This window comes from Lactobacillus sp. PSON (assembly GCF_052615405.1).
Genome location: NZ_JBQXFW010000002.1, coordinates 254,308 through 276,599, shown reverse-complemented (window position 1 = coordinate 276,599; position 22,292 = coordinate 254,308). Strand labels below are relative to the sequence as shown.

Annotated in this window: 25 protein-coding genes and 2 tRNA genes; 11 read left to right on the top strand and 16 right to left on the bottom strand. The window is 34.2% G+C overall.

What is annotated here, in order from left to right:
* Positions 1–85 precede the first annotated feature (85 nt).
* On the top strand, positions 86–442 hold the full coding sequence (locus ACTHPI_RS01850) for a hypothetical protein (protein ID WP_445352474.1): 357 nt from the start codon (positions 86–88) through the stop codon (positions 440–442).
* A gap of 94 nt (positions 443–536) precedes the next feature.
* Here the strand turns inward: ACTHPI_RS01850 and oxc are convergent, their stop codons facing one another.
* Positions 537–2,237 carry an oxalyl-CoA decarboxylase gene (gene oxc / locus ACTHPI_RS01845; protein WP_445352473.1) on the bottom strand — a complete coding sequence of 567 codons (1,701 nt, stop codon included), beginning with the start codon at positions 2,235–2,237 and terminating at the stop codon, positions 537–539.
* A 241-nt stretch (positions 2,238–2,478) separates the two neighbouring features.
* Here oxc and ACTHPI_RS01840 point away from each other — a divergent pair, with 241 nt between their 5' ends.
* The 3 genes from ACTHPI_RS01840 (at position 2,479) to ACTHPI_RS01830 (ending at position 4,552) form a co-directional block, all read left to right on the top strand.
* Complete coding sequence (locus ACTHPI_RS01840; RefSeq protein WP_445352472.1) at positions 2,479–3,648, top strand: AEC family transporter; 1,170 nt, start codon at positions 2,479–2,481, stop codon at positions 3,646–3,648.
* 244 nt (positions 3,649–3,892) lie between these two features.
* The gene (locus ACTHPI_RS01835; RefSeq protein WP_445352471.1) at positions 3,893–4,246 is read left to right on the top strand and encodes a hypothetical protein; all 354 of its coding nucleotides are present in this window, start codon (positions 3,893–3,895) and stop codon (positions 4,244–4,246) included.
* A 123-nt stretch (positions 4,247–4,369) separates the two neighbouring features.
* Positions 4,370–4,552, top strand: coding sequence for a hypothetical protein (locus ACTHPI_RS01830; protein WP_445352470.1), 183 nt, complete (start codon positions 4,370–4,372; stop codon positions 4,550–4,552).
* A 50-nt stretch (positions 4,553–4,602) separates the two neighbouring features.
* Here the strand turns inward: ACTHPI_RS01830 and ACTHPI_RS01825 are convergent, their stop codons facing one another.
* Positions 4,603–5,169: a GDSL-type esterase/lipase family protein gene (locus ACTHPI_RS01825; RefSeq protein WP_445352469.1), complete on the bottom strand. Its 567-nt coding sequence runs from the start codon at positions 5,167–5,169 to the stop codon at positions 4,603–4,605.
* Positions 5,147–6,187 carry an AI-2E family transporter gene (locus tag ACTHPI_RS01820; RefSeq protein ID WP_445352468.1) on the bottom strand — a complete coding sequence of 347 codons (1,041 nt, stop codon included), beginning with the start codon at positions 6,185–6,187 and terminating at the stop codon, positions 5,147–5,149. The genes ACTHPI_RS01825 and ACTHPI_RS01820 overlap by 23 nt, the downstream gene beginning before the upstream one ends.
* A gap of 269 nt (positions 6,188–6,456) precedes the next feature.
* Here ACTHPI_RS01820 and ACTHPI_RS01815 point away from each other — a divergent pair, with 269 nt between their 5' ends.
* Both ACTHPI_RS01815 and ACTHPI_RS01810 read left to right on the top strand, forming a co-directional pair.
* Positions 6,457–7,785, top strand: coding sequence for an APC family permease (locus tag ACTHPI_RS01815; RefSeq protein WP_445352467.1), 1,329 nt, complete (start codon positions 6,457–6,459; stop codon positions 7,783–7,785).
* A gap of 184 nt (positions 7,786–7,969) precedes the next feature.
* Complete coding sequence (locus tag ACTHPI_RS01810) at positions 7,970–8,074, top strand: putative holin-like toxin (protein ID WP_445352466.1); 105 nt, start codon at positions 7,970–7,972, stop codon at positions 8,072–8,074.
* A 418-nt stretch (positions 8,075–8,492) separates the two neighbouring features.
* Here the strand turns inward: ACTHPI_RS01810 and ACTHPI_RS01805 are convergent, their stop codons facing one another.
* Together ACTHPI_RS01805 and ACTHPI_RS01800 are read right to left on the bottom strand one after the other, a co-directional pair.
* Positions 8,493–9,128 (bottom strand): hypothetical protein, encoded by a 636-nt coding sequence (locus ACTHPI_RS01805; protein ID WP_445352465.1) that lies wholly within the window; start codon positions 9,126–9,128, stop codon positions 8,493–8,495.
* A 162-nt stretch (positions 9,129–9,290) separates the two neighbouring features.
* A complete protein-coding gene (locus ACTHPI_RS01800) occupies positions 9,291–10,313 on the bottom strand; it encodes an alpha-hydroxy-acid oxidizing protein (protein WP_445352464.1) in 1,023 nt (340 codons plus the stop codon).
* Positions 10,314–10,485: 172 nt separating this feature from the next.
* Here ACTHPI_RS01800 and ACTHPI_RS01795 point away from each other — a divergent pair, with 172 nt between their 5' ends.
* From ACTHPI_RS01795 to ACTHPI_RS01785, 3 genes are read left to right on the top strand one after another with little or no spacing between them, the layout of a single operon-like run.
* Positions 10,486–11,256 carry an ABC transporter ATP-binding protein gene (locus tag ACTHPI_RS01795; protein WP_445352463.1) on the top strand — a complete coding sequence of 257 codons (771 nt, stop codon included), beginning with the start codon at positions 10,486–10,488 and terminating at the stop codon, positions 11,254–11,256.
* A gap of 5 nt (positions 11,257–11,261) precedes the next feature.
* On the top strand, positions 11,262–11,996 hold the full coding sequence (locus tag ACTHPI_RS01790; RefSeq protein WP_445352462.1) for an ABC transporter permease: 735 nt from the start codon (positions 11,262–11,264) through the stop codon (positions 11,994–11,996).
* Positions 11,993–12,712, top strand: coding sequence for an ABC transporter permease (locus ACTHPI_RS01785; RefSeq protein ID WP_445352461.1), 720 nt, complete (start codon positions 11,993–11,995; stop codon positions 12,710–12,712). The genes ACTHPI_RS01790 and ACTHPI_RS01785 overlap by 4 nt, the downstream gene beginning before the upstream one ends.
* Positions 12,713–12,800: 88 nt before the next feature.
* Here ACTHPI_RS01785 and ACTHPI_RS01780 read toward each other — a convergent pair.
* A tRNA-Thr gene (locus ACTHPI_RS01780) sits at positions 12,801–12,873 on the bottom strand.
* 125 nt (positions 12,874–12,998) lie between these two features.
* Positions 12,999–13,071, bottom strand: a tRNA-Thr gene (locus tag ACTHPI_RS01775).
* Between the two features lie 161 nt (positions 13,072–13,232).
* Here ACTHPI_RS01775 and ACTHPI_RS01770 point away from each other — a divergent pair.
* A complete protein-coding gene (locus ACTHPI_RS01770) occupies positions 13,233–13,940 on the top strand; it encodes an MgtC/SapB family protein (protein ID WP_445352460.1) in 708 nt (235 codons plus the stop codon).
* Between the two features lie 89 nt (positions 13,941–14,029).
* Entirely contained in the window at positions 14,030–15,268 is a 1,239-nt protein-coding gene (locus ACTHPI_RS01765) for a DUF2974 domain-containing protein (protein ID WP_445352459.1), read from the top strand.
* A gap of 68 nt (positions 15,269–15,336) precedes the next feature.
* On the opposite strand, the gene ACTHPI_RS01760 is transcribed toward ACTHPI_RS01765, so the two are convergent.
* The 9 genes from ACTHPI_RS01760 to rpsF form a co-directional block, all read right to left on the bottom strand.
* Positions 15,337–15,597 (bottom strand): GlsB/YeaQ/YmgE family stress response membrane protein, encoded by a 261-nt coding sequence (locus tag ACTHPI_RS01760; RefSeq protein WP_445352458.1) that lies wholly within the window; start codon positions 15,595–15,597, stop codon positions 15,337–15,339.
* A gap of 1 nt (position 15,598) precedes the next feature.
* Positions 15,599–15,784, bottom strand: a complete 186-nt coding sequence (locus ACTHPI_RS01755) for a CsbD family protein (protein ID WP_445352457.1) — start codon at positions 15,782–15,784, stop codon at positions 15,599–15,601.
* Positions 15,785–15,921: 137 nt separating this feature from the next.
* Entirely contained in the window at positions 15,922–16,806 is an 885-nt protein-coding gene (locus ACTHPI_RS01750) for an ROK family protein (protein ID WP_445352456.1), read from the bottom strand.
* A gap of 154 nt (positions 16,807–16,960) precedes the next feature.
* Positions 16,961–18,370: a replicative DNA helicase gene (dnaB, locus tag ACTHPI_RS01745; RefSeq protein ID WP_445352455.1), complete on the bottom strand. Its 1,410-nt coding sequence runs from the start codon at positions 18,368–18,370 to the stop codon at positions 16,961–16,963.
* Between the two features lie 17 nt (positions 18,371–18,387).
* Complete coding sequence (gene rplI, locus ACTHPI_RS01740; protein ID WP_445352454.1) at positions 18,388–18,843, bottom strand: 50S ribosomal protein L9; 456 nt, start codon at positions 18,841–18,843, stop codon at positions 18,388–18,390.
* Positions 18,844–18,854: 11 nt separating this feature from the next.
* Positions 18,855–20,876, bottom strand: a complete 2,022-nt coding sequence (locus ACTHPI_RS01735) for a DHH family phosphoesterase (protein ID WP_445352453.1) — start codon at positions 20,874–20,876, stop codon at positions 18,855–18,857.
* Positions 20,877–21,033: 157 nt separating this feature from the next.
* Positions 21,034–21,270, bottom strand: coding sequence for a 30S ribosomal protein S18 (rpsR, locus tag ACTHPI_RS01730; RefSeq protein ID WP_004039880.1), 237 nt, complete (start codon positions 21,268–21,270; stop codon positions 21,034–21,036).
* A gap of 31 nt (positions 21,271–21,301) precedes the next feature.
* Positions 21,302–21,832, bottom strand: coding sequence for a single-stranded DNA-binding protein (ssb, locus tag ACTHPI_RS01725; RefSeq protein WP_445352452.1), 531 nt, complete (start codon positions 21,830–21,832; stop codon positions 21,302–21,304).
* 38 nt (positions 21,833–21,870) lie between these two features.
* Positions 21,871–22,167 carry a 30S ribosomal protein S6 gene (gene rpsF / locus ACTHPI_RS01720; protein ID WP_445352451.1) on the bottom strand — a complete coding sequence of 99 codons (297 nt, stop codon included), beginning with the start codon at positions 22,165–22,167 and terminating at the stop codon, positions 21,871–21,873.
* Positions 22,168–22,292: the final 125 nt, after the last annotated feature.

Below are 22,292 nucleotides of genomic sequence, written 5' to 3'. Positions count from 1 at the left end.
TTTCGGGTTTTACCCTTGCATTAAATAACTAAAGTTATATAATATAGTTGTCAGGTGAATGAGATAGAAAGACGAGGTTATTATTATGTTGAACATGAAGAAAGTTATCACAGTAGTTTCAGGTTTAGTTCTTGGTTTAAGTTTAGCTTCAAGCACAGTTGAAGTTAGTGCTGCTAGTTTTGCACCAGCTCCAAAACTTACACAAGCTCAAGATATGCCAACTAACCCAAGTATTCAAAAGGGTGATAAGGTTTTCGTAATTGTTCAAGATACTAAGAAGCAAACTGTTTCTGTTTACAATAAAGATGCTAAAAAAACTTCAAAGACTATTAAGATGGGGACTACCTGGACTGCTAAATCCACTAAGAAAGTTAACGGTAAAAAGTTAGTTCGCGTTAACAAATCTGAATGGCTTAACGCAAATGACCTTGTTAAGGACTAATCTATCTCAATTTACCATTCATCATAAGGATTAGGGAAAAGAAAAAGGAAGCATTCGATAAGGATGCTTCCTTTTTTATTTATAATAATAAAAATTACAAATTATCTTTTGGATTTAAATCAAGTTTTGGATTTAAATTACCAATATGACCTGATTCCTTTCCCATCGTAGGAGCAATTTGTGCATTAATAAGACTTGGCTTACCACTTTCATAAGCTTCATTCAATGCTTTAACCATTTCATCGTGATTAGTTACAAAGTAGCTATTTCCACCGAAAGCTTTAGAAAGGTATTCATAATGAGCATTATCGTTTAATTGAGTTGGACCTGGTTGATCTGGAACAACTTTATCCATTCCATTATAAATACCACCATTATTTACTACTACTACAGTAATTGGCAAATTATAGCGACAAATTGTACTCATTTCCATTCCGTCAAAGCCAAAAGCACTATCACCATCAAGAGCAATTACATGCTTTCCAGTTTCAACAGCTGCAGCAATTGCATAGCCTAAGCCAATTCCCATCACGCCCCAAGTACCAGTATCAATTCTATGACGTGGTAAATTCATATTAATAAGGTCACGACCAATATCTAAAGTATTTGCACCTTCACTTACTAAGTATGTATCTGGGTGTTTTTGGAATAACTGATTAATCGGCTCAATTGTGCCATAGTAGCCAAACTTCGGTGCAGTGAAAGAAGCTTTAATTCTAGCTGAAAACTTAGCATCGTTTTTTTCAACATCTTGTTCAATTCTACCAAGCCAATCTTGTGGCGCATGAACACCGGCTTTTTTAACTGCAGGAACTAATTTTTCTAATACTGATTTAATATCACCTTGAAGCGGTGCAGAAATTTCACGATTAGAATCAAATTCAGTTGCATCAATATCAGCTTGAATAAACTTCACATCTTCAGCAAATAATGGAGATTCTCCATTCGAAAGCATCCAATTAAGTCTTGCACCAATTAAGAACACTACATCAGCATTATTAAGTGAAAGTGACCTTGCAGCAACTGCAGAAGATTTATGAGTATCAGGAAGTAATCCTTTAGCCATTGACATTGGTAAAAATGGAATATCAGTTTCTTCAACTAATTCCTTAACTTCATCTTCACTTCTAGCATATGCGGCACCTTTTCCAAGAAGAATTAAAGGACGCTTAGCATTCTTCAAAAGTTCAACAGCACGATCAATTGCTTCATCAGATGGCAATTGCTTAGGTGCTGGATCTACTAATTTGTAGATTGCGGTCTCTTCTTTTGTCGCCATATCCGTAATGGTTGCTGCAGGCAAATCTAAATAAACACCACCCGGGCGACCACTTACTGCAGTTCTAATTGCACGAGCTACTGCCAAACCCATATCCTGAGCTCGGTCAACTCGATAAGCAGCCTTACAAAATGGCTTTGCAATATTATATTGATCCATTCCTTCATAATCGCCTCTATTTAAGTCAATAATATGACGATCTGAAGAACCTGAAATCATAATTAATGGGAAACAATTTTCAGTTGCTTGAGCTAATGCCGCAATTCCGTTCAAAAATCCTGGTGCAGAAACTGTCAATGCTAAGCCAGGTTTTCCAGTCAAAAATCCTGCCGCTGCTGCAGCATCTACGGCAGAGTCCTCACGTCTAAAGCCGTAGTATTTCATTCCTTTAATTTGAGCAAGTCTAGCAAAATCTGTTACAGGAATTCCTACAACACCATAAATATTGTGCAAACCATTTGCTTGCAAAGCATCAATAAGTAAATCTGCCCCTGAAAATTTGGTTTCATCGGCCATAATAATCCTTCTTTCAATAATACACGATAAAATATAGCCACTACTTCAAGGTTACTGTAATCTTTTTAAATATGCTTTTCAAGCCTTTGCACTTGTAATTCATTTTATTTGTAATTCCTTATAAATGAGATTATGGTTAGCATGAAAAGGTTTATTTTATATTAGCTCTCTAAGCTTAATGGCATTGCTTTTAATACTTATTAAGTCTGAGGAACTGTATTTGTTTGATAAGGAGACAATTATGACCAGTATACTTATCAATGACATCGTTCCAATCCTTGTCATTATGATTTTAGGGTATTTATGTGGTAAGTTTCGTTTCTTTGATAATGATCAAAGACAAGGACTAAATAAATTAGTCTTGGATATCGCCCTGCCTGCCGCATTATTTATCTCAATTGTAAAAGCAACTCGAGCTATGTTTGCACAAGATATAGTATTAACTTTAATTTCTGTATTTGGTGTGACAGGATTATTCATGTTGAGCTATTTTCTCGATAAAAAAATGTTCCACCGCAATACTCAAGAAGCAGCTGTTTGTGCTTTGATTGCCGGATCACCAACTATTGGATTTTTAGGATTTGCTGTACTTGATCCAATTTATGGTAATAATACTACTACCAACTTGGTTATTGGAATAGTTTCTATTGTAGTTAATGCTATTACTATTCCAATTGGACTTGCATTAGTTGAAAAGGGACAAGAAAAAACTCGTCACGAAGTAGCTAACTCATCTTCAAAAACTACCAGGGTTACAATTCCAGGAAGAAAACCTGGTGAAAAAGCAATTTCACGCGATATTCCAGATGGTGTACCCGTTACAGATGAAGAAGCAAAAGCACTTGGTGAAAAAGGACTCGATCGTGAAATTGACTTAGTTAGAGCCGAAATGCATGACCATGCAGGAGAAAAAGCTAAAAAGAAAATGAATCCAACTTTAAGAGCTATTTTAAATGCAGTAAAACAACCAGTTGCTGCAGCTCCTCTTCTTGCAGTTATCTTTGTTTTAATTGGGATTCATATCCCAACTTCTTGGGCTCCTACTTTTGATTTAATTGCTAAAGCTAATGCAGGTGTTGCTGTCTTAGCTGCAGGACTTGCACTATCTACTGTTAAATTCACAATTGATAAAGAAGGTATTTGGAATACTTTCTATCGTTTATTCTTAACTCCAGCTATAATCGTAGCTGCTGCTTATATCTGCGGAATGGGCAGTGATCCAATGAAAATTTCAATGCTTTGTTTAGCTACTGGCTTGCCACCAGCATTTTCTGGAATTATTATTTCTAGTCGCTATAACATTTATGTTAAAGAAGGTGCCAGTTCCGTCGCTATTTCAACAGTAGTATTTGCAGTTAGCTGTATTTTCTGGATTTGGCTATTACCAATTTTGCATGGAATGATTCACTAAAAAACAATAACATCTACCACATGGAAAAAATCCATGTGGTTTTTTATTAAAAAACGTTATTAATAACAAAATTATTTTTATTTTTTGTTATTAATTTTTAGCGTTTTCAACTCCCTATCCCTTGCCAGAGTAAGACTTCAGCTCTTAAAACTTTTTCTAAAAAATACTTGCATTTAATAACAAATGTTATATAATAGAATTGTCAAGAGGAAATGAAGAGTTATTAGAATCGAAGGTATTTAAAATGATGAACGTTAAAGGTTTTGTAAAAGTTGTTTCTAGTGTTGTTGTTGGTATGAGTCTTATGGGTGTTGCTTCTACTGCTCAAGCTGCTAGTTTTGAAGCTCCAAAGTTAGGTGTTGCACAAGAAATGCCAACTAACCCAAGTATCCAAAAAGGTGAAAAGATCTTTGTTACTATCAAGGACACTAAGAAGCAAACAGTAGCAGTTTACAACAAGAATGCTAAGAAGACTTCAAAGACAGTTAAGATGGGTTCAACTTTCACTGCAAAAGATGTTAAGAAAGTTCATGGCAAGAAGATCGTTAAGATCAACAAGACTCAATGGCTTAGCACTAAGGACGTTGTAAAGGATTAATTTGAACTAAGAATTAAATACTTTTCGATTTATAAAGAAAAACAGGCATTCTATGTGAATGGCTGTTTTTGTTATTTCTTAATAATTTTGGTGTATAATATTTTTCAATTCGGAGGTAAGAAGATGCTTTCACTATTATTAGCATTATTCCTAGTTTGGTTTTTATTCAAATTAGGTATTGGATTCATTAAGATTCTGATTGCACTTGTTGCTATCGGATTCACATTTGTATTTTTTGCATATTTAGTAATTCCATTAATTGCAATCTTATTTGTTGGTGGATTACTATTTGCGATAATTAGTTAATGAAAAAACGGACCGTTCAAGCGTCCGTTTTTATTTTCCACATTATCTAATTAATTTATATCTTTTATAATTAATTCAGCCAACAATTTATACCCTTCCTTGCCAAAATGAAGTCCATCATTTTTTATACCATGACAAAGATTTTCCAAATCACCATGGTTAATCATTTCTTGAACTAAATTAATATAAGTAAATTTATATTCTTGAGCAACTTCTTTAATGACTTTTGCATATTGTTTAACCAAAAAGTTATTCCTAACTCTTTGCTTTTTTTCATCAACTGCTGGTGGAGATACTAAAATTACATTTTGTGGCCAATATAAACAAATAATACTCGAAGCAATTAGTTCCATATTTCTTTTAAATTGTTTCATTGGGACTTGCTTATGTGTAGCTAAATCATTAGTTCCTAGTAAAATTACGATTTTATCACAAATTGGTGCTTTTAACACTAATTCACTAAGTCTTGCAAAAAAGGCTCCAGAATTTATCCCAGAAACTGCTGTATTAACTAATTCAATATTTCCTAATCTTCTCTTTAATTCATAATTGATTCGGGGTTCATTTAACCCTTCATAGCGCGCAATTATACTATCACCTGTCAGAAAAATTTTCATGTTTATCCTTCTTAGTTTGCTTAATGTCCATTACATCTAATAAAAATGTAAAAATAGGCACACCGACGATTAATCCCCAAGTTCCCCAGAAATGTTCTGCAACTAATAAAACTAGAAATGTATAAAAAATCGGAAGTTCTGTTTTGCTTGCCATAAACTTAGGATTTAAAACATAAGCTTCTAAAGCATGAATAATCATAATAATTACAAAAATATAAATTACATAGCGAATTCCGCCAACTGAATAAGCAATGATACTTAACGGAATTAAAGAAATAATTACACCAGCTACTGGAATTAAACTTAAGATAAATACCATTAACCCCAAAGCAATAATTTGTGGCATTCGCATTACAGCTAAACAAATCATAGTTAAAACAGTGTTGCAAACTGCAATGAAAAATTGTGCTTCAAGTACAACACCAAAGGTATTGATGAATTTTTTACCAAAATATCTAATATCCTCAAATAACCACTTAAAATAGCCACTTTCTGTAAATGAATGTGAAAATTCATTCATTTGCTTTAATTCAATTGTATAAAAGAAACTCAAAATCAATGACATAAAGGTTGCCACAGTTAGAGTACCAATACTAGTAACTGCATGAACCATGATTGTACCTACATTTTTAGCTTGTGATACAAGTTCAGTTTTATTAACATAACGATTAACATAATCCATAACGCCATCCATTTTATTACTTTGATAAAATGTCACAACAGATTGCGCTATTTTGCTAATTTGACTTGCAAGCATTGGAATATAAATCGTAATTACAAAATAAAGTAAAATCAATATTATCAAATACGTAATCACTACTATTAATTTTGACGGTGCTTTTGGAAAACGTCGCTGTACTAGTCTGATCAAATGCACAACAATATAAGTAAAAATAAAAGTGAGCAAAATCGTATTCATCATTGCGCGCATTTCATAAAGAACTGCAATAATCAAAAATAGCACAACAAATCGTCGAAACGGTACATTTTTCTTAAATCTTTGCCAAGCTGTATCCATAAAAAACCTCATTTCCTAGGAAATACTTACATAATATTATAAGGGGAACAGTTTTTTCTTGCACGAAAAATTAATTAATGATATTCTAATTAAAAATAATTTTGCAAGGAGACAATTATGTTTATTTTTCATACCAATCAATTATCATTAAGTTCCTCCTCAAGTTCTAGTTAACTTGAGTGATTTTGGTATGCAAAAATAATACACGCTTAAGCCGAATTCACTTAATCAACTGATTTTGTGGGTTCGGCTTTTTTTAGGAGGTTTTTATGGATAAACAACAAAACAATGACTTAAAGCGTACTTTAGGTTTTGGGAGTGCAATTTCGATAGTTATCGGAACCATAATTGGTTCAGGGATTTTTTTCAAACAAGCTTCTATTTTAGACAATGCTGGTTCTTCTACCATGGCGATTGCTGCTTGGGTATTTGGCGGACTGATTACACTTGCGGCTGGATTAACAATTGCTGAAATCGGTGCCCAAATGCCATACACTGGTGGACTTTATGTCTATATTGAAAATCTTTATGGACGTTTGCCAGGCTTTCTAGCAGGTTGGATGCAGGTTATTATTTACGGTCCAGCAATTATTGCATCAGTTGCTGGATTCATGAGTATTATGATGACTAATCTTTTTGGACTTGATGCAAAATGGCGTGTACCTCTTGCATTAGTTACAATCTTATTTATTGGTGGCCTAAACTTTTTTGAAAATAAAGTCGGAGCTGCTTTTTCAGTTATTACCACTATCGGAAAGATGATTCCAATTGCTGCTATCGTTATCTTCGGAATTTTCTGGGGACATCAAGATGCCTTTGGTCAAACACTCTCCGAAGTTAATCGTTCAACTGGTGGCTTTGGGGTTGCAGTACTTGCTACATTATTTGGTTATGATGGCTGGATTTTAATTGCTAACCTTGGTGGTGAAATGAAAAATCCACAAAAACTCTTACCTAAAGCCATCATTGTTGGTATTAGCACTGTTTTAATCATTTATACCTTAATTACAATCGGAATTTTACGTTTTATTCCTGCTACTACTCTTCATGCACTTGGAGAAAATGCTACTTCTTACTTAGCTACTAAAGCTTTTGGTAATATCGGCGGAAAGTTACTTTCTATTGGAATTATCGTTTCAATGATGGGTACATTAAATGGAAAAATTATCACTTTCCCACGTATTATCTATGCGATGGCTAAACGCGGTGATTTACCATTTTCACGTTTTCTTTCATATGTAACGCCAAAAGGGAAATCACCAATTACTGCTACACTTTTTATTGTTGTATTAGCTACAATCATGATGCTCTTCTTTGATCCAGATCGTTTATCAGACCTTTGTGTGTTTACAATTTATTGCTTCTATGTTCTAGCATTTTTTGGAATTTTTATTTTAAGAAAGAAAACGAGCAAGCGTCCATTTTCAACTCCTCTTTATCCATTTGTTCCAATAGTTGCAATTGCTGGTGGAATTTTTGTTTTAGTTAGTGAATTAATGAATGATCCAGAAGGTGTAATTCTCTTTATTGGAATTGTTATTGTTGGTCTTCCTGTTCTTTACTTAGTTAAAAAGTTAGACGGAAAACGTCTTAAATAATACAAAAAACGACCCTCAAGTTTTAGAGAGTCGTTTTTTAGATTTATTTGAGAAAATAATTTCTAATTTAGTATAATAATAACAGCAAAATAAAGCTGAGCGGTGGCTATCCCAGAAAGCTGGTGATGCCTATGGAAGTTTTAAACTATAGTGCAGATTCCAAAAGAAAGGATAGCAAGGAAAAGTGTCTGTTTCAGATGCTATTCAACTAATGTTAGAATTTGGCAGTTATACAATTGCCTTAATCACATTAGTAGTTGTGCTTATTAATCACCACGATCATAAGTAAAAAATAACCGCTTAAGCTCTGGCAAGCTGGCGGTTATTTTATACTCAAAATTAAATAGCTACCGCAACGCGGATTTTGCTAAAGAGAGTCAATTGACTCTCTTTTTATTTCTAATTATATTCTATTATCTAATTTTAAAATTGTCAAAATCAAAACGACCCTCAAGTTTTAGAGAGTCGTTTTTCTATATGAGAAAAAAATAGTATTTTGTTTTCAATCTAGGAAAATAAATGTTAATTTTGAAAGGCTAAAAAAACTAATATTCTATTATCATCTCCCTTTCTAAGGGATTTAGTTAATTTAGATTATTAGTAGAATACACCTTAAATGTGAAGAATTTTGGTTAAAAAAGTTACGAAATGGTAAAGAAAAAGATGATATCTTCAAAATAAGATATCATCTTTTTAATTAACATTGATTAAAAACCAAATAATAATATACTTTCACCTTGATTTTCAATAGTGTCAGATTTCTTTATTTGATTAAGAGATTTCAAAACAAATTTGCGTTGACTGCCTTTTAGCTTTTTAGCTTGAGTGATTGCAGATCTTAAATCTTTTTTATCAGCAGCAGAAAGCTTAGTATTATTTCTATTAACTATTTTCTTTAAGAACTTAGTTACATTATGCATTGATTTATTATTAAGATAATAATATTGCAAACTTGCCTGTGTTAGCCAAGCAGAATATTTTTTATTTTTAGAAGCAACTAAATACATTGGAGTGTAGGAAACTGCACCTTTAGGTGGAATAGTTGTTTTTTCAATTCTAAATTTTATCTTTTGAACTTTTTTAGGGCTAATTGTCTTTCCTTTGAAAGGTATTGTTGTCTTTAAAGCTTTATCGTAGGACTTTTTACCAACATAGATTTTATTATTAATATGTTTATTTAAAATCCTTAAAATGTACCCTTCTTTATTTAGTTTCGTTTTAGTTACAGTAACTGTAGGTTCACTATCTAAAGTTTTAGCTTCAGCTTTATTTGTATGGAAACTAATGATTCCTAATGCTGATATTGCCAATACTAACCCAATGAATACTTTTTTCAGTCTCATTTTTTCTCCTAAAAACTAATCCTTAATTAAAATTAAACAACTCCAAAAGTAATTTTTTAACTACTAGTAATTCATTATAATTATTTTCAGCAATCTACACTTCTTTTCATTAATAATTTCATAAGTATCTTCATTTATATACTAGCACAATGTATGAATTTGTTAATTATTATTATGTATTACACTTTCATCAAAAGTATTCATATTTCTAACGCCAGTATACATCATTAGTTCAGAAAGTTGCTGATTCATTTTTTCTAGCTTTTCTTCTACAGCTTTAGTTCCACCATCAAGCAATTCTGGTAAAATTCCGCGACCAATAAGCACACTATCTGCTCCCATTGCTAAGGCTTTATAAGCGTCATAACCTGACATTAATGAACCATCTACAAAGATTGTCATACTACTATCTGCCAAAGCTTCTTTAATTGCAGGTAAAACTTCTAGTGGCGGAACACCAAAAGGAAGGCGACCATGATGGTGTGATACAACAATCGCCTTGCAACCTGCATCTCTTGCTTTTTCTGCATCACGCACTGACAAGACACCCTTTGCAACAAAGGGCAACTTGGTACTTGCTACATAACTACTTAAATCTTCTTGTGTAATCGGACCTAAAGGAATACCGTCAACTATATCATACTTGCCATTATTTCCTGGGACATGATCAATATCAATCCCAACAGCAACTGCACCAGTTTCTTCAGCAACCTTGATTTCTTCTAAAATCTTAATATGGTCCGCAAATGGCTTAATAATTCTGACAGTATCTGCGCCTGCTTGAACAATCTCCTTGTATTCTTTATTGGTCTCCATACCAATCCAATTAAGAAGATTCATGTTCTTAGCTGCGACAGCTTTTTCTTGCATTGGCTTGCGTGTCTTATTATCTAATACCTTATTAAGGTGAGAGAGTGCTGCTAAAGTTAATGGTGATGAATATTTTTTACCAAAAAGTGTAGTAGTCAAATCTGGTTCAATGCTGTCAATAACGCGCATTTCAACCAATAAGTTATCTAAATATGCCCGATTGTGAACGTTGGCATCATCGGCTTGACCACTAGTTACTGGAATCATGCCTTTAGGACCTGGCCATGGACTTTTAATCTCCTTTGATTCTGCCTTTTTTAATTCATTTAATTCTTTTTTTGAAGCGCCAGTTACAGCATCATTATTTTGATTCATATTAATATCTCCTTTGGTATGTTTTTAAAATTATTTTAGCATTCTAAGTTTTCTATAGTTACCTTTTTGCATATCATTGTTATTTTAAATTAATTTAAAATTAGTATTGATTTAATTTCTTATTATTTTATAATTTAATTACTAAAAAATTAGAAAGTTACAGATATTCTTTATGCAAAATACCGTACTCAAAGCAAATAATATTTCTCGCTATTATACTGACAAAAAAACTAAAGAAAGCTTTCATGCCATAGAAGATATTTCTTTTTCTGTTCATCAAGGAGAAGTTGTATCCTTTGTTGGACCTAATGGCGCTGGAAAAACGACCTTGCTTAAATCTATTTCAAATTATCTTGTTCCAACGTCTGGCACTGTTGAAATTATGGGAATCAACTTACTTCATCACCCTAAAAAAGCACGCCAAAATTTAGGCGTAGTCTTTGGAGGAGACAGAGGATTTTATAATAATGCATCTGCTCGTGATAATTTAGAGTTTTTTGCTCGTTTACTTGATGTTAAAGAAAAAGACATTAAACATAACGTTTCAGAAGCTTTAAAAACAGTTAACTTGCTTGAAGTTGCTGACAAAAACGCCAGTACTTATTCTAAAGGAATGCTCCAGCGGCTTCACATTGCTAGAGGTCTAGTGAACAAGCCACAAATATTAATGCTTGATGAGCCAACTGTTGGTCTTGATATTGAATCAGTTATTGCAATTCGTGATTTAGTTAAAAAACTAGCTGACAGTGGCTGCGGAATTATCCTCACTAGCCACAACATGAATGACATTGAGACTTTAGCTGACAAAATCTTCTTAATTGGTGGAGGAAAAATTCACTATGAAGGAAGTCTTGAAGGTGTAAGGAAATTTGCTAAAGTTGATAGCAATGCTAGTTTAGCTGATGCTTATTTGGCAATCAGTGATGAATTAAAGCGAAAGTAACAAGTATGAGATTTTTTAAATTAACACTTTTTCAATTAAAACTCTATATCAAAAATTCCTATTTTGTAAATCTTGTTTTAGTTGAAACAACAATGATGCTTTTATACGAATATTTAGCCCATTATGCTACTAAAGATTACACAGGAAGTGAATGGCTAATTGCAGGAATTATGGGAACTTGGGCTTCTTGTACTACTAGCGCAGGAGCATTAGGCTATCAGAGATTTCAAGGAACATTGATGTATTTATTGAACACAGGAATTTCACGAGAAGAGGTTCTAATTGCTACTTTATCACCGGCCGCTATTTATGGACTTATTGCTTTTCCCTTAGCTGGAATTGAAGCCTTAGTTTTAGGAATGCCATTGAAGTACTTAGATTTACAATTAATAATTGGAGTTCTATTATTTTGGCTTGCATCCGTAATTCTAAGCTACTTAATTAGCTTATTCTTCTTATTAACTAAGAATGCTATGCAATATGAAGAATTAGTTCTTTTACCAATTTTGTTATTATCAGGAATGCTGGCAATTCCGGTTGCTTTTGAAAAAGTAATTCAGCCATTTCAATTATTAAGCCCACTCAGCTTGCCGATTAGGATAATTTATCATCAAACAATTTCAATGGGCTGGATTGTTTCTTATATTTTAATATTAGGATTGCTCTTCATTTTAGGAAAAACCTTAACTAATTATGTAGTTCAGCGAGCATTCAAAGAAGGGAGGCTGAATGTATTTTGAGTTCAACTTATCGCGTAACTTTGCGTTCAGTCGCTAATTTTGATAGTTTTCAAACTATCCTAGTAGACTATTTTTTAATGCCAATTATTTCCCTGGTAATGTTTTTGCTGATTGCATTTAATTCAACTCAAGATTATAGTCGTATTTTGCTTGGAACGATTATCACAACTGCCATTGCGACAGGAATCGGCGTTATATCTGCTTCAAGTGTCTATGATCAAAATATTGCAATGACTGATGAGATCTTTTCCATTAGACCTTCTTTTAGAAGATACTGGCTACCTAAGTTCGTTATTGCGGGCGTTACGGCAAGTTGCGAAATTTTAGTCTTAGGAATAATTGGGCTATTGGCACTTAAAGAGATTCACTTACTTGAAAAATTAATTCTGAGCCTGCCTTTAGTCGTTATAACTTTGGCTTTACTCGGATATTTCGGCAGCATCTTAGGTATTAAAAAAGAAAATCCATATTGGCTTACCAACTTCATTAGTGCATCTTTAGTTTTGTTATCGGGAGTAATTATTCCAGTAGCTCAATATCCTACTTGGTTGAAGATTTTTGCTACACTTTTCCCTATTAGCAATATCTTAGACTGGATGTTAGATAAAGATATTCTAAATTACGATTTATTAATTATTATCGGGAAATTATTACTATGGTGGATTGTTTGCATATTTGTAACTAAAATCATTCAGAGAAATTATAGTAGAAATTAAAATAACCAAAATTGTGTCATATTTGATACAATTTTGGTTTTATTTTTACAACAAAAAAGACCCAACCTTCCGGTTGAGTCTTACTTCATGCTGACTAGAGGATTCGAACCTCCGACCTCATCATTACTAGTGACGTGCTCTGCCAACTGAGCTAAGTCAGCAATACAATTAATATCTTATCAAATATACTAAAAAAAGCAAGTCTTTTTTAAATAAAAAATTCAGAAAAATGAAATTCATTAATTCACAACAAAAAGACTCAACCTTCTGGTTGAGTCTTACTTTATGCTGACTAGAGGATTCGAACCTCCGACCTCATCATTACTAGTGACGTGCTCTGCCAACTGAGCTAAGTCAGCAACTTCTTATCGTCAACTGACGACATCATTTATTAAACCATTTAATTCAATTTTATGCAAGCTTTTTTTGTAAAAAATTATTTTTTCATTTCGTTAAATAATTTTAGTTAATGTAGAATAAGAATTAGATATTAACATTTTTTGTAGAAAGGAATCTTTTCGTGTATTTAGCAAAACTTGCTTCCATTCAAATTGAATGGGATTGGTTACTTAGAATTGTTGTAGCGGCTTTTTGTGGGGCTATTATTGGATACGAGCGTGCTATTCAGCGAAAAAGTGCTGGTGTTAGAACTCATATAGTTGTCGCAATTGCATCTGCACTTTTTATGATTGTTTCAAAATATGGCTTCACCGATTTACTTAATATGCATGGAATTGCTCTTGATCCATCAAGAATTGCTGCTCAAATTGTAACAGGAATTTCATTTATTGGAGCAGGTACAATTTTAGTCAGACGTGATCAAATCTCTGGTCTTACTACTGCAGCAGGTGTTTGGGCAACTGCAGCTATTGGTATGGCAGTCGGTGCTGGAATGTATTTTATCGGTATTCTTTCAACAGTATTTTTATTTGCAGTTCAAATTTTATTCCATGATGATACCCTAATTAATAAAATAATCGTCCATGTTCGCTTTGATATTCAAATAGAAGCCCTAAATCAGCACAATGTTTTATCAAAAATAGAACAAGAACTACGAGATAATCAAGTTGAAAATATTTCAGTAAAAATCCTAGATGTCAGCGATGAAAAAATCATCTTCAATGTCGATGGGATTATCAATAATAAAAAAGACGAAAATGATATTATCCTCGCATTAAAAAAATACCCCGATATCACTCGCATAAGCTATACCCGAGGTGGACAATGATCTTCTGAATATAACTATCAAGCCTTCTTTTCTTCTATTTAGCTAAATTATTGTTAAAATAGGACTGTTAAGAAGAAAGGAAGATTATTATGGCAGGACCACTTGATTATTTGCGTTGGCGTGGAGATTTTACTTTTGAGCAAAATCCTTTTAATAGTGTCGATGCTTCACTTTTTGCCTCTTTAATTTACCTGCCAGTTGATAAATCCGCCGCAGGCCATACTTTAAGCGAAGTTGCAAAACGATTACGAAGCTTACCATCATTTCAACACCAAATGCACGATGAAACAGGTGCCGAGATTTTGCTTTTACCTGAAAGTCCTCGTCTTGGAAATGTTAAAATTCTAAACTGGACCAATCGCATGGATACAAAACCTGCTCCTTTGCAATTTACCGCAGCTACTTTCAGACTAACTGACCATACTATTTTAATTTCTTATCGTGGAACTGACAGTTCAATGATTGGCTGGAATGAAGATATGAATATGAATTATATGCCAGAAATATATGGCCAGACTGTTGCTACAAAATACCTTTATGATATTGCAAAAAAGTTTCCAAATGATGAAATTTATCTCGTTGGTCACTCTAAAGGGGGTAACTTTGCCCAATTTGCATTAAGTAATAGTTCTATTGCTTTGCAAAACAGAATTATTCAAGCGTTAAGCTTTGATGGACCTGGATTTTTCCATCAAGTATATTCCACTGAGGGCTTCAAACGCAGCAAATCTAAGATGAAAACTTATTTACCTGAAAGTTCAATTATTGGCACGATGCTTGATCATCCTGAGCGTGTATTAATTGTAAAAAGTGACGCTCCAATGAAAGATCAGCATGATCCACGAAGATGGAAAGTTGGCCGCGACAGTTTTGTTATGGCAGAAGGACTGACTACGGGAGCACGAGTTTTGCGTCATTCATTGATTCATTTTAATCATTCAATTCCTGATGCTAAACGTAGCGAAATGTTTTCGGCTCTTTTTGATGCTTTCGAAAACTCTGATATTAATGATGTTAATCAATTAACTACTCATAAAATTATTGGAACTTATCGTTTGGGACGTATAATTATGTCTCTTGAACCAGATATGCGTCAAATTATTACTGGAATGTTTAACGAAATTTGGACTACTTATAGAAACAATCTCAAATTACCCTTTACAGAAGGAGAATTAAACTATTATCCAAAGAGTAACGATTCCGCAAAAGCACCAGTTTTCTTTGAATTTTATGCTAAAAATCATCCAAAAGTAAAATTACCAAAAGAATTATTTACTAAAGCTGCCCGTAAAAAGCATCGTCGAGACTTCCATGAAAAGAGAAAATAATTTTCTATGAAATATTAAACAGCACTCTACTAAAGAGTGCTGTTTTTTATATCACTTTCTCAATTGACTTATTCTGGGCTTCTACGCATCATTCCTAAGATAAATGATACGATTAATACAAGAATGATTGCTCCTAATATTGATGGAACAATAGCCATTCCAGCCACTTGTGGTCCCCAAGAACCAAGTAAGGCTTGCCCTAGGCTGGAACCAATTAATCCAGCTAAAATGTTAGCAATCCAACCCATTGATTGTCCGCGACCAGTTAAGGCGCCGGCAGCTAAGCCAATAATACCACCTACAATTAAAACCCATAACCAATGTAACATATTAGGTCACCTCGTTATCTATTGTTTCTTCTGCGTCTTTTTTGATTTTGTTTACACGATCAATGACTTCACCCTTTTTCTTTTGAGTTTTGCCTTCTGCTTCGCGTAACTTGTCTCCGGTAACTTTACCTTCAACTTCCTTCATTTTACCGATAACTTTATCTTTAAGACCTGTCTCTTTATTCATAAAGCTCTTCCTTTCTAAATTTTATTTGTTATAATAATCTTACATATTTTGTGACACGTTGTCACTAAATACGCAAAAAAAATACTCAACTTAACCTTTTGTTAATAAATTGAGCATTTTTCTTGTCTTTTTATACTTTATTCATTATCTAGTAACTCTTTAGCAAGCTCAAAGTCACCTAAGGTTGCTGAACCATTATTTTCAACAGCTGGACGAACAATCAATTTATCTAAGTCTGGTGTTGCAACGTAATTATCATTAAATTCATCAAAGAATTCACGTACTTTTTCGAGATCCTTATCATTCAAGACTGAACCACCAACAACCATTACGTCTGGACGACTCGCCATATAAACATTGTAAAGAAGTTGAGCTACATAATAAGCTACATAAGTAAATACCTTGTTGTCACGGCTTAATTTTTCTCCAGGAATACCAGTTCTACCTTCAAGAGTTGGACCAGCTGCCATTCCTTCAACACACTTGTCGCCATGAAATGGACAATTACCTTCATAATCATCCCCTGGATAGCGTCTAACAAGCATGTGGCCCATTTCAGGGTGATTATTAAGTCCTACAAACTTGCCCGCTTGAACAATACCTGCTCCAACTCCAGTACCAATAGTTACATAGAAGTAACTCTTAGAATTATCTCGGCCACGCGCAATATATTCCCCATATCCTGAAGCATTTACATCAGTAGTCATTACAACTGGAATATTTAATTCACGTTCAAAAAAGCCCTTAACATCAGTTCCAGACCAACCACGCTTTGGTGTATCTAAGATATAACCAAATGTGCGAGAATTAGGGTTAATATCAATTGGACCAAACGTACCAATCCCAAGTGCATTTACTGGATTCTTTTTAAAAAATTCTGCACTCTTTTGTAAAGTTTCTTCAGCAGTTGTAGTTGGAATACGATCCTTAGCAATTACTTCACCGCTTTCAACATCTTGTACAGCTAAGATAAACTTAGTTCCACCGGCTTCAATACTACCTACATATTTCTTTTCTGTCATATTATCATCCTCTTTGTTTTAAATTTAACTCCATATTTTATATGCTGAAAAATATTATATAGGTAATTCGTTAAGGTGTAAAGGCTTACAGCAAGTTATTACAGTTTATCTTACATAATAAAAAAGCTCCGAAAGGAGTTTTTTAAACGTTATTCTAATTCATTGGCGGTGGTGGTGGAGGAGGACCTAGTGGCGTGTCATGACCATAATCCAGATTAGAAAATCTATTATATGGCTTTGAGAACATTAATTTAACGGTCCCTCGACTCCCTGAACGGTTTTTTTCGATAATTACCTCTACCTCACCATTATCATCTTCTGAGCCTACTTCTGAGCTTTCTCCGTCTTCTTGCCCTTCATCACGATAATAGTCATCACGATAAAGAAAGGATACAATATCAGCATCCTGTTCAATCGATCCTGATTCACGAATATCTGACAAGACAGGACGCTTATCTTGACGCTGCTCAACTGAACGAGACAACTGAGACAATGCAATTACAGGAACATGAAGTTCTTTAGCGAGTTTTTTCAATTGTCTTGAAATTGCAGACACTTCTTGCTGTCTTGATTCACTTCTTGGTCCTTCAATCAATTGTAAATAGTCAATTACAATCAAGCCAAGATTTCCTGTTTCTTTAGCTAAGCGTCTAGATTTTGCTCTAATTTCACTCATCTTTATACCAGGAGTATCATCAATAAAAATCTTAGCCTCAGCTAATGACCCCGCTGCCATTACCAGTTTACGCCATTCTTCATCATTTAATTGACCAGTTCTAAGGTGTTGAGAATCTATTAAACCTATAGATGCTAGCATTCTTTGAACTAACTGTTCACCACTCATTTCTAAAGAAAATACAGCAACGTTTTTATCAGTATGCAATCCCACAAATTGTGCCACATTCATAGCAAAGGATGTTTTACCAACACCTGGACGAGCTGCAATAATAATCAATTCATCATCATGAAGCCCAGTTGTCATTTTATCAAGTTCTTGAAATCCTGTTGGTAATCCTGTCACCATATTCCCATCTTCAGGAATATTATTGATGTCATCCATAGCGTTATTAACAATCTCTTTTATTCTACGAAAGCTTCCAGTGTTATTTTCTGAAGAAACATTCATAATTTCGCTTTCTGCATCATCTAAGATGTTAGTAACGTCGTCAGAATCTTGCATGGCATTGGCAATAATTTTCTGACTAGCAGAAATAAGACGCCTTAATAGCGCCTTTCTGTGAACAATTTGTGCATAATATGTAACGTGAGCTGCGGTAGGAGTTTCAACAGCAAGTTCTGCTAAATATGCTACTCCACCACTATCTTCTAGTTGATTCTTTTGTTCTAGTACATCCTTCAAAGTTAACGGATCAATTGCTTTTTCATCATCAGACAATTCAAGCATTCCTTGATATATTAAGCGATTGGCCCGTTCATAAAAGTCATCGGGTTGTACTACCGCACTTGCTTCAGCAACAGCTTCAGGATTGATAAAAATCGCACCTAAGACTGCCTTTTCAGCTTCTGCATCGTGCGGAATCTGTTGCGATATGATATTATCCATTAATCCCTACACTTTTCTTAATCTTGTTCAGTAATATGAACTCGAATTGTACCTTCTACACCTTTGAACAATTTAACTGAAACATTAGTATAACCCAAAGCCTTGATTGGTTCTGGCAAGTTCAACTTACGCTTATCAAGCTTGATTCCATATTGTTCTTCTAACCCTTCAACAATCTTTTTACCTGAAATTGAACCAAATAATCTCGCATCAGCACCAGCTTTAGACTTGAAATTAACAACAGTTTCATCCTTATCTAAAATTGCCTTAATTCTTTCAGCTTCAGCCTTTTCAGCTTCATAAGCTGCTTTTTCATTAGCAGCAACTCTTTCTAAAGTGTTCATATTTCCTTTAGTTGCAGGCTTAGCTAAACCACGCTTAATCAAGTAGTTTTGTGCATAACCATCTGGAACATTCTTAACTTCTCCGCGCTTACCGCGACCTCTAACATCTTGAGTAAAAATAACTTTCATAGTCTTCTCCTTTACTTACTTTCTTCAACATACTCATCAATTGCATTCAGCAGTTGTTCACGAGCTTCATCAACAGTAACACCTTTAATTTGAGTTGCTGCATTAGACAAGTGACCACCACCACCTAATTTTTCCATGATGATTTGAACGTTGATTTTGCCCATTGATCTAGCAGAAATCCCAATAGTATCCTTAGTTCGTCTAGTAATAGCAAAACTTGCACCAACATTCTCTAAATCAAGCGCCGTATCAGCTGCTTGAGCAGTAACTATTGGATCAATAATTTTATTATCAGGTCCTGCTAAAACTGCCATTCCAGGTTTAACCATCTTAAGAGTTGCAACTAAGTGAGTACGTTCTAAGAAACTACCAATATCTTCTTTTAATAATTCAGTTACAACTGAAGAATCAGCTCCAATTGATCTGAGATAGCTAGCTGCATCAAAAGTTCGAGTCCCTGTTCTAAGTGAAAATTCTTTTGAATCAACTACTATTCCTGCAAGCATAGCAGTTGCTTCTAAATCAGTCAAGACGCGTTTACCACCAGCTGGCTGTTGGTATTCAATCATCTCTGTAACCAACTCACAAGCAGATGAAGCATATGGCTCAACATATGTCAGCATTGGATTTTCTGGAAATTCTTCCCCACGCCTATGGTGATCAATTACAATTATTCTATTTTTCAATCGATCATATAATTCTTTTGAATAGGTAATTGAATATTTAGAGTGATCCACCATTACCAGCATTGAACGATCTGTAACTTCATCTAAAGCAACTTTAGAATCAACAAACAAATCATTGTCTTCTTTTTGCTCCTGCAAACGACTTACTAAGCGGCTAACATCATAATTAGTTTTATCAGTATCTAATACAAAATTAGCCTTAACACCATGTAAACGAGCTAATTTTACTACACCTATTCCACTTCCGACAGAGTCCATGTCCGGGCGAGTATGTCCCACCACAAATACACGGTCAGCATCTTTGAATAATTCACTAATTGCTTGTGAAACCATCCTAGCACGTACGCGAGTTCTTTTTTCCATTGGATTAGATTTCCCACCATAAAAGCGTGCATCTTTACCAGGCTGACGAAGAACTACTTGGTCTCCTCCTCTGCCTAATGCCAAATCTAAATTCGATTGCGCCTGATCAGCAACTTCAGTAATTGAATCACTACCAAATGCAATCCCAATAGAAAGCGTTAGTGGGGTGTTATTGCGGCTGGTTTCTTGACGAACTTTATCTAATACAGAAAACTTATCTTTTTCCATATTAATCAAATCATGCATATGAATCAATAATAGAAAATGATCTTCATCAATTCTCTTAAGATATGCATTAAACTTTTTAGCATATTCACTTAAGGTATTTTGTACATAAGATCCCATGCTAGTAAGTTCTTGGTCATGCATAGCTTCACTTAATTCATCATAATTATCAATAAAAATTTGTCCTATTGCTAATTGTTCAGCCTTATACTTGTCCTCGATTTTAGCATAGCGTGTAATATCTAATAAATAAATTACTCCCAAGTTATCCTGAACAACCATTTCAAATTGATGACCGTCCCAGTTTACTACGTGATTTTCCGCAGTTTTTGCTTCTAACGCTTCATTCAGCAATCTATTTAACTCTGGATCAATTGATTCTATGGTATGTCCAACTAAATCACTATCTTTTAAATAAAGTTGTAGATATGGATTAACCCATTGAATTTGATGATCTTTATCATAAAGCAAGATTCCAAGAGGCATTTTAATCATTGCCTCTTGCTCGCTACGCTTTATTCGATAAGAAAGATTCACTGCAAAATTATTAGCATTTCCAGCTAAAACATAGGTTCCATAAATGGCAATAGCAACAGTTAATAAAAAAATCAACACTAAAGCTAATCCCAATAGCGGATTCATAATCATTGCAATGATACTACCTAATAAAGATAGTCCAAGTATGACCAATACGGAAGCTGTTAGCCTTGAATCTTTAATAAAGGCAGGCAATTCAAGCTTACGTAAAAAATCTTTCATTAATAAAAAGATCCTTTCTTAAATTAACGTAATTTTCCCTCTCATTAATTATTATACCTTATCCATTCGACATCAGAAACCTAGACAAAACAAAAAAGAAGCGAACACTTAATAAAAAGTTATTCGCTTCTTTTTATTTTATTATTGAAAACTAAAATTAGTCTTCAGCAACAAATGGTAACAAGCCCATGATACGAGCTCTCTTAATAGCATTTGCTACTTTACGTTGGTTCTTTGCGCTAGTGCCAGTGACACGACGTGGTAAAATCTTACCTCTTTCTGAGATAAAACGTTTCAACAAGTCAACGTCTTTGTAATCAACGTATTCGATGTGGTTAGCTGCAATGTAGTCAACCTTACGACGACGGCGGCCGCCTCTTCTTTGTTGAGCCATTTCACTTGGTCCTTTCTTTAAATTCTTTTAATTAAAATGGAAGATCATCATCTGAAATATCAATAGTATCTCCTGAGCCAGCAAATGGATCTTGCGTAGCACTAGAGCTATTAGTATTCGTAGCTTGATTATTTCCATTATTTTGGAAATTATTGTTTGATGCAGTATTTCCATTATTACTTGGTGTATAACTACCTTGTTGGTTGTTATAGCCACCATTTTGGTTACGGGCTTCACGATCTCTGCGTGATTCAAGTAATGAGAAGTTATCAACAACAACTTCAGTTACATATACTCTCTTCCCGTCTTTATCATCGTATGAACGGGTCTGGATTCGACCATCAATACCAACAAGTGAGCCCTTAGAAGTAAAGTTGGTGAAGTTTTCAGCAGCTTTTCTCCAAATTACACAGCTAATAAAGTCTGCGCCTCTTTCACCTTGAGCATTAGTATATTGACGATCAACGGCTAGAGTAAACGTAGCTACTGAAATTCCGCTACCAGTAGTACGCAATTCAGGATCACGTGTTAACCGACCAACAAGTACAACTCGATTGATCATATTGAGGTTCTTCCTTTCCAAAATTCAATAGATAATAATTACTTGTCTAACTTAACAGTCATTGAACGTAAAATGGCGTTGTCAATCTTTGACAAACGTGAGAATTCATTAACTGCTTCAGCATCGTCTGCAGTGAAAGTCATAATGTGGTAAGTACCTTCACGATACTTATCGATTTCATATGCAAAACGGCGCTTGCCCCAGTCTTTGGATTCAACCATAGTACCGTTGTTATCTGCGATAACCTTATCGTAGTTTTCAACCAATGCCTTCTTTGATTCTTCATCGATGTCAGGCTTGATGATGTAAGTTACTTCGTACTTAGTAGTTGCCATAAACTATTGCACCTCCTCTTGGACTAAATGGTTCTCTTAAAGTAAGAACAAGGAGTAATTAAAAAATATTACTCGCAAGTTCTAATTCTAGCATAAAATAAAAAAATTACCAAACAGTTTTCACG

Bases quoted from the DNA above. Each gene is read 5' to 3' on its own strand.
- ACTHPI_RS01790 (WP_445352462.1), top strand. From the start codon at position 11,262: ATGAGATTTTTTAAATTAACACTTTTTCAATTAAAACTCTATATCAAA.
- ACTHPI_RS01765 (WP_445352459.1), top strand. From the start codon at position 14,030: ATGGCAGGACCACTTGATTATTTGCGTTGGCGTGGAGATTTTACTTTT.
- ACTHPI_RS01805 (WP_445352465.1), bottom strand. From the start codon at position 9,128: ATGAGACTGAAAAAAGTATTCATTGGGTTAGTATTGGCAATATCAGCA.
- ACTHPI_RS01825 (WP_445352469.1), bottom strand. From the start codon at position 5,169: ATGAAAATTTTTCTGACAGGTGATAGTATAATTGCGCGCTATGAAGGG.
- oxc (WP_445352473.1), bottom strand. From the start codon at position 2,237: ATGGCCGATGAAACCAAATTTTCAGGGGCAGATTTACTTATTGATGCT.
- ACTHPI_RS01795 (WP_445352463.1), top strand. From the start codon at position 10,486: ATGCAAAATACCGTACTCAAAGCAAATAATATTTCTCGCTATTATACT.
- ACTHPI_RS01815 (WP_445352467.1), top strand. From the start codon at position 6,457: ATGGATAAACAACAAAACAATGACTTAAAGCGTACTTTAGGTTTTGGG.
- ssb (WP_445352452.1), bottom strand. From the start codon at position 21,832: ATGATCAATCGAGTTGTACTTGTTGGTCGGTTAACACGTGATCCTGAA.
- ACTHPI_RS01750 (WP_445352456.1), bottom strand. From the start codon at position 16,806: ATGACAGAAAAGAAATATGTAGGTAGTATTGAAGCCGGTGGAACTAAG.
- ACTHPI_RS01850 (WP_445352474.1), top strand. From the start codon at position 86: ATGTTGAACATGAAGAAAGTTATCACAGTAGTTTCAGGTTTAGTTCTT.
- ACTHPI_RS01755 (WP_445352457.1), bottom strand. From the start codon at position 15,784: ATGAATAAAGAGACAGGTCTTAAAGATAAAGTTATCGGTAAAATGAAG.
- rpsR (WP_004039880.1), bottom strand. From the start codon at position 21,270: ATGGCTCAACAAAGAAGAGGCGGCCGCCGTCGTCGTAAGGTTGACTAC.
- ACTHPI_RS01760 (WP_445352458.1), bottom strand. From the start codon at position 15,597: ATGTTACATTGGTTATGGGTTTTAATTGTAGGTGGTATTATTGGCTTA.
- rpsF (WP_445352451.1), bottom strand. From the start codon at position 22,167: ATGGCAACTACTAAGTACGAAGTAACTTACATCATCAAGCCTGACATC.
- ACTHPI_RS01840 (WP_445352472.1), top strand. From the start codon at position 2,479: ATGACCAGTATACTTATCAATGACATCGTTCCAATCCTTGTCATTATG.
- rplI (WP_445352454.1), bottom strand. From the start codon at position 18,843: ATGAAAGTTATTTTTACTCAAGATGTTAGAGGTCGCGGTAAGCGCGGA.
- ACTHPI_RS01830 (WP_445352470.1), top strand. From the start codon at position 4,370: ATGCTTTCACTATTATTAGCATTATTCCTAGTTTGGTTTTTATTCAAA.
- ACTHPI_RS01820 (WP_445352468.1), bottom strand. From the start codon at position 6,187: ATGGATACAGCTTGGCAAAGATTTAAGAAAAATGTACCGTTTCGACGA.
- ACTHPI_RS01835 (WP_445352471.1), top strand. From the start codon at position 3,893: ATGATGAACGTTAAAGGTTTTGTAAAAGTTGTTTCTAGTGTTGTTGTT.
- ACTHPI_RS01735 (WP_445352453.1), bottom strand. From the start codon at position 20,876: ATGAAAGATTTTTTACGTAAGCTTGAATTGCCTGCCTTTATTAAAGAT.
- ACTHPI_RS01800 (WP_445352464.1), bottom strand. From the start codon at position 10,313: ATGAATCAAAATAATGATGCTGTAACTGGCGCTTCAAAAAAAGAATTA.
- dnaB (WP_445352455.1), bottom strand. From the start codon at position 18,370: ATGGATAATATCATATCGCAACAGATTCCGCACGATGCAGAAGCTGAA.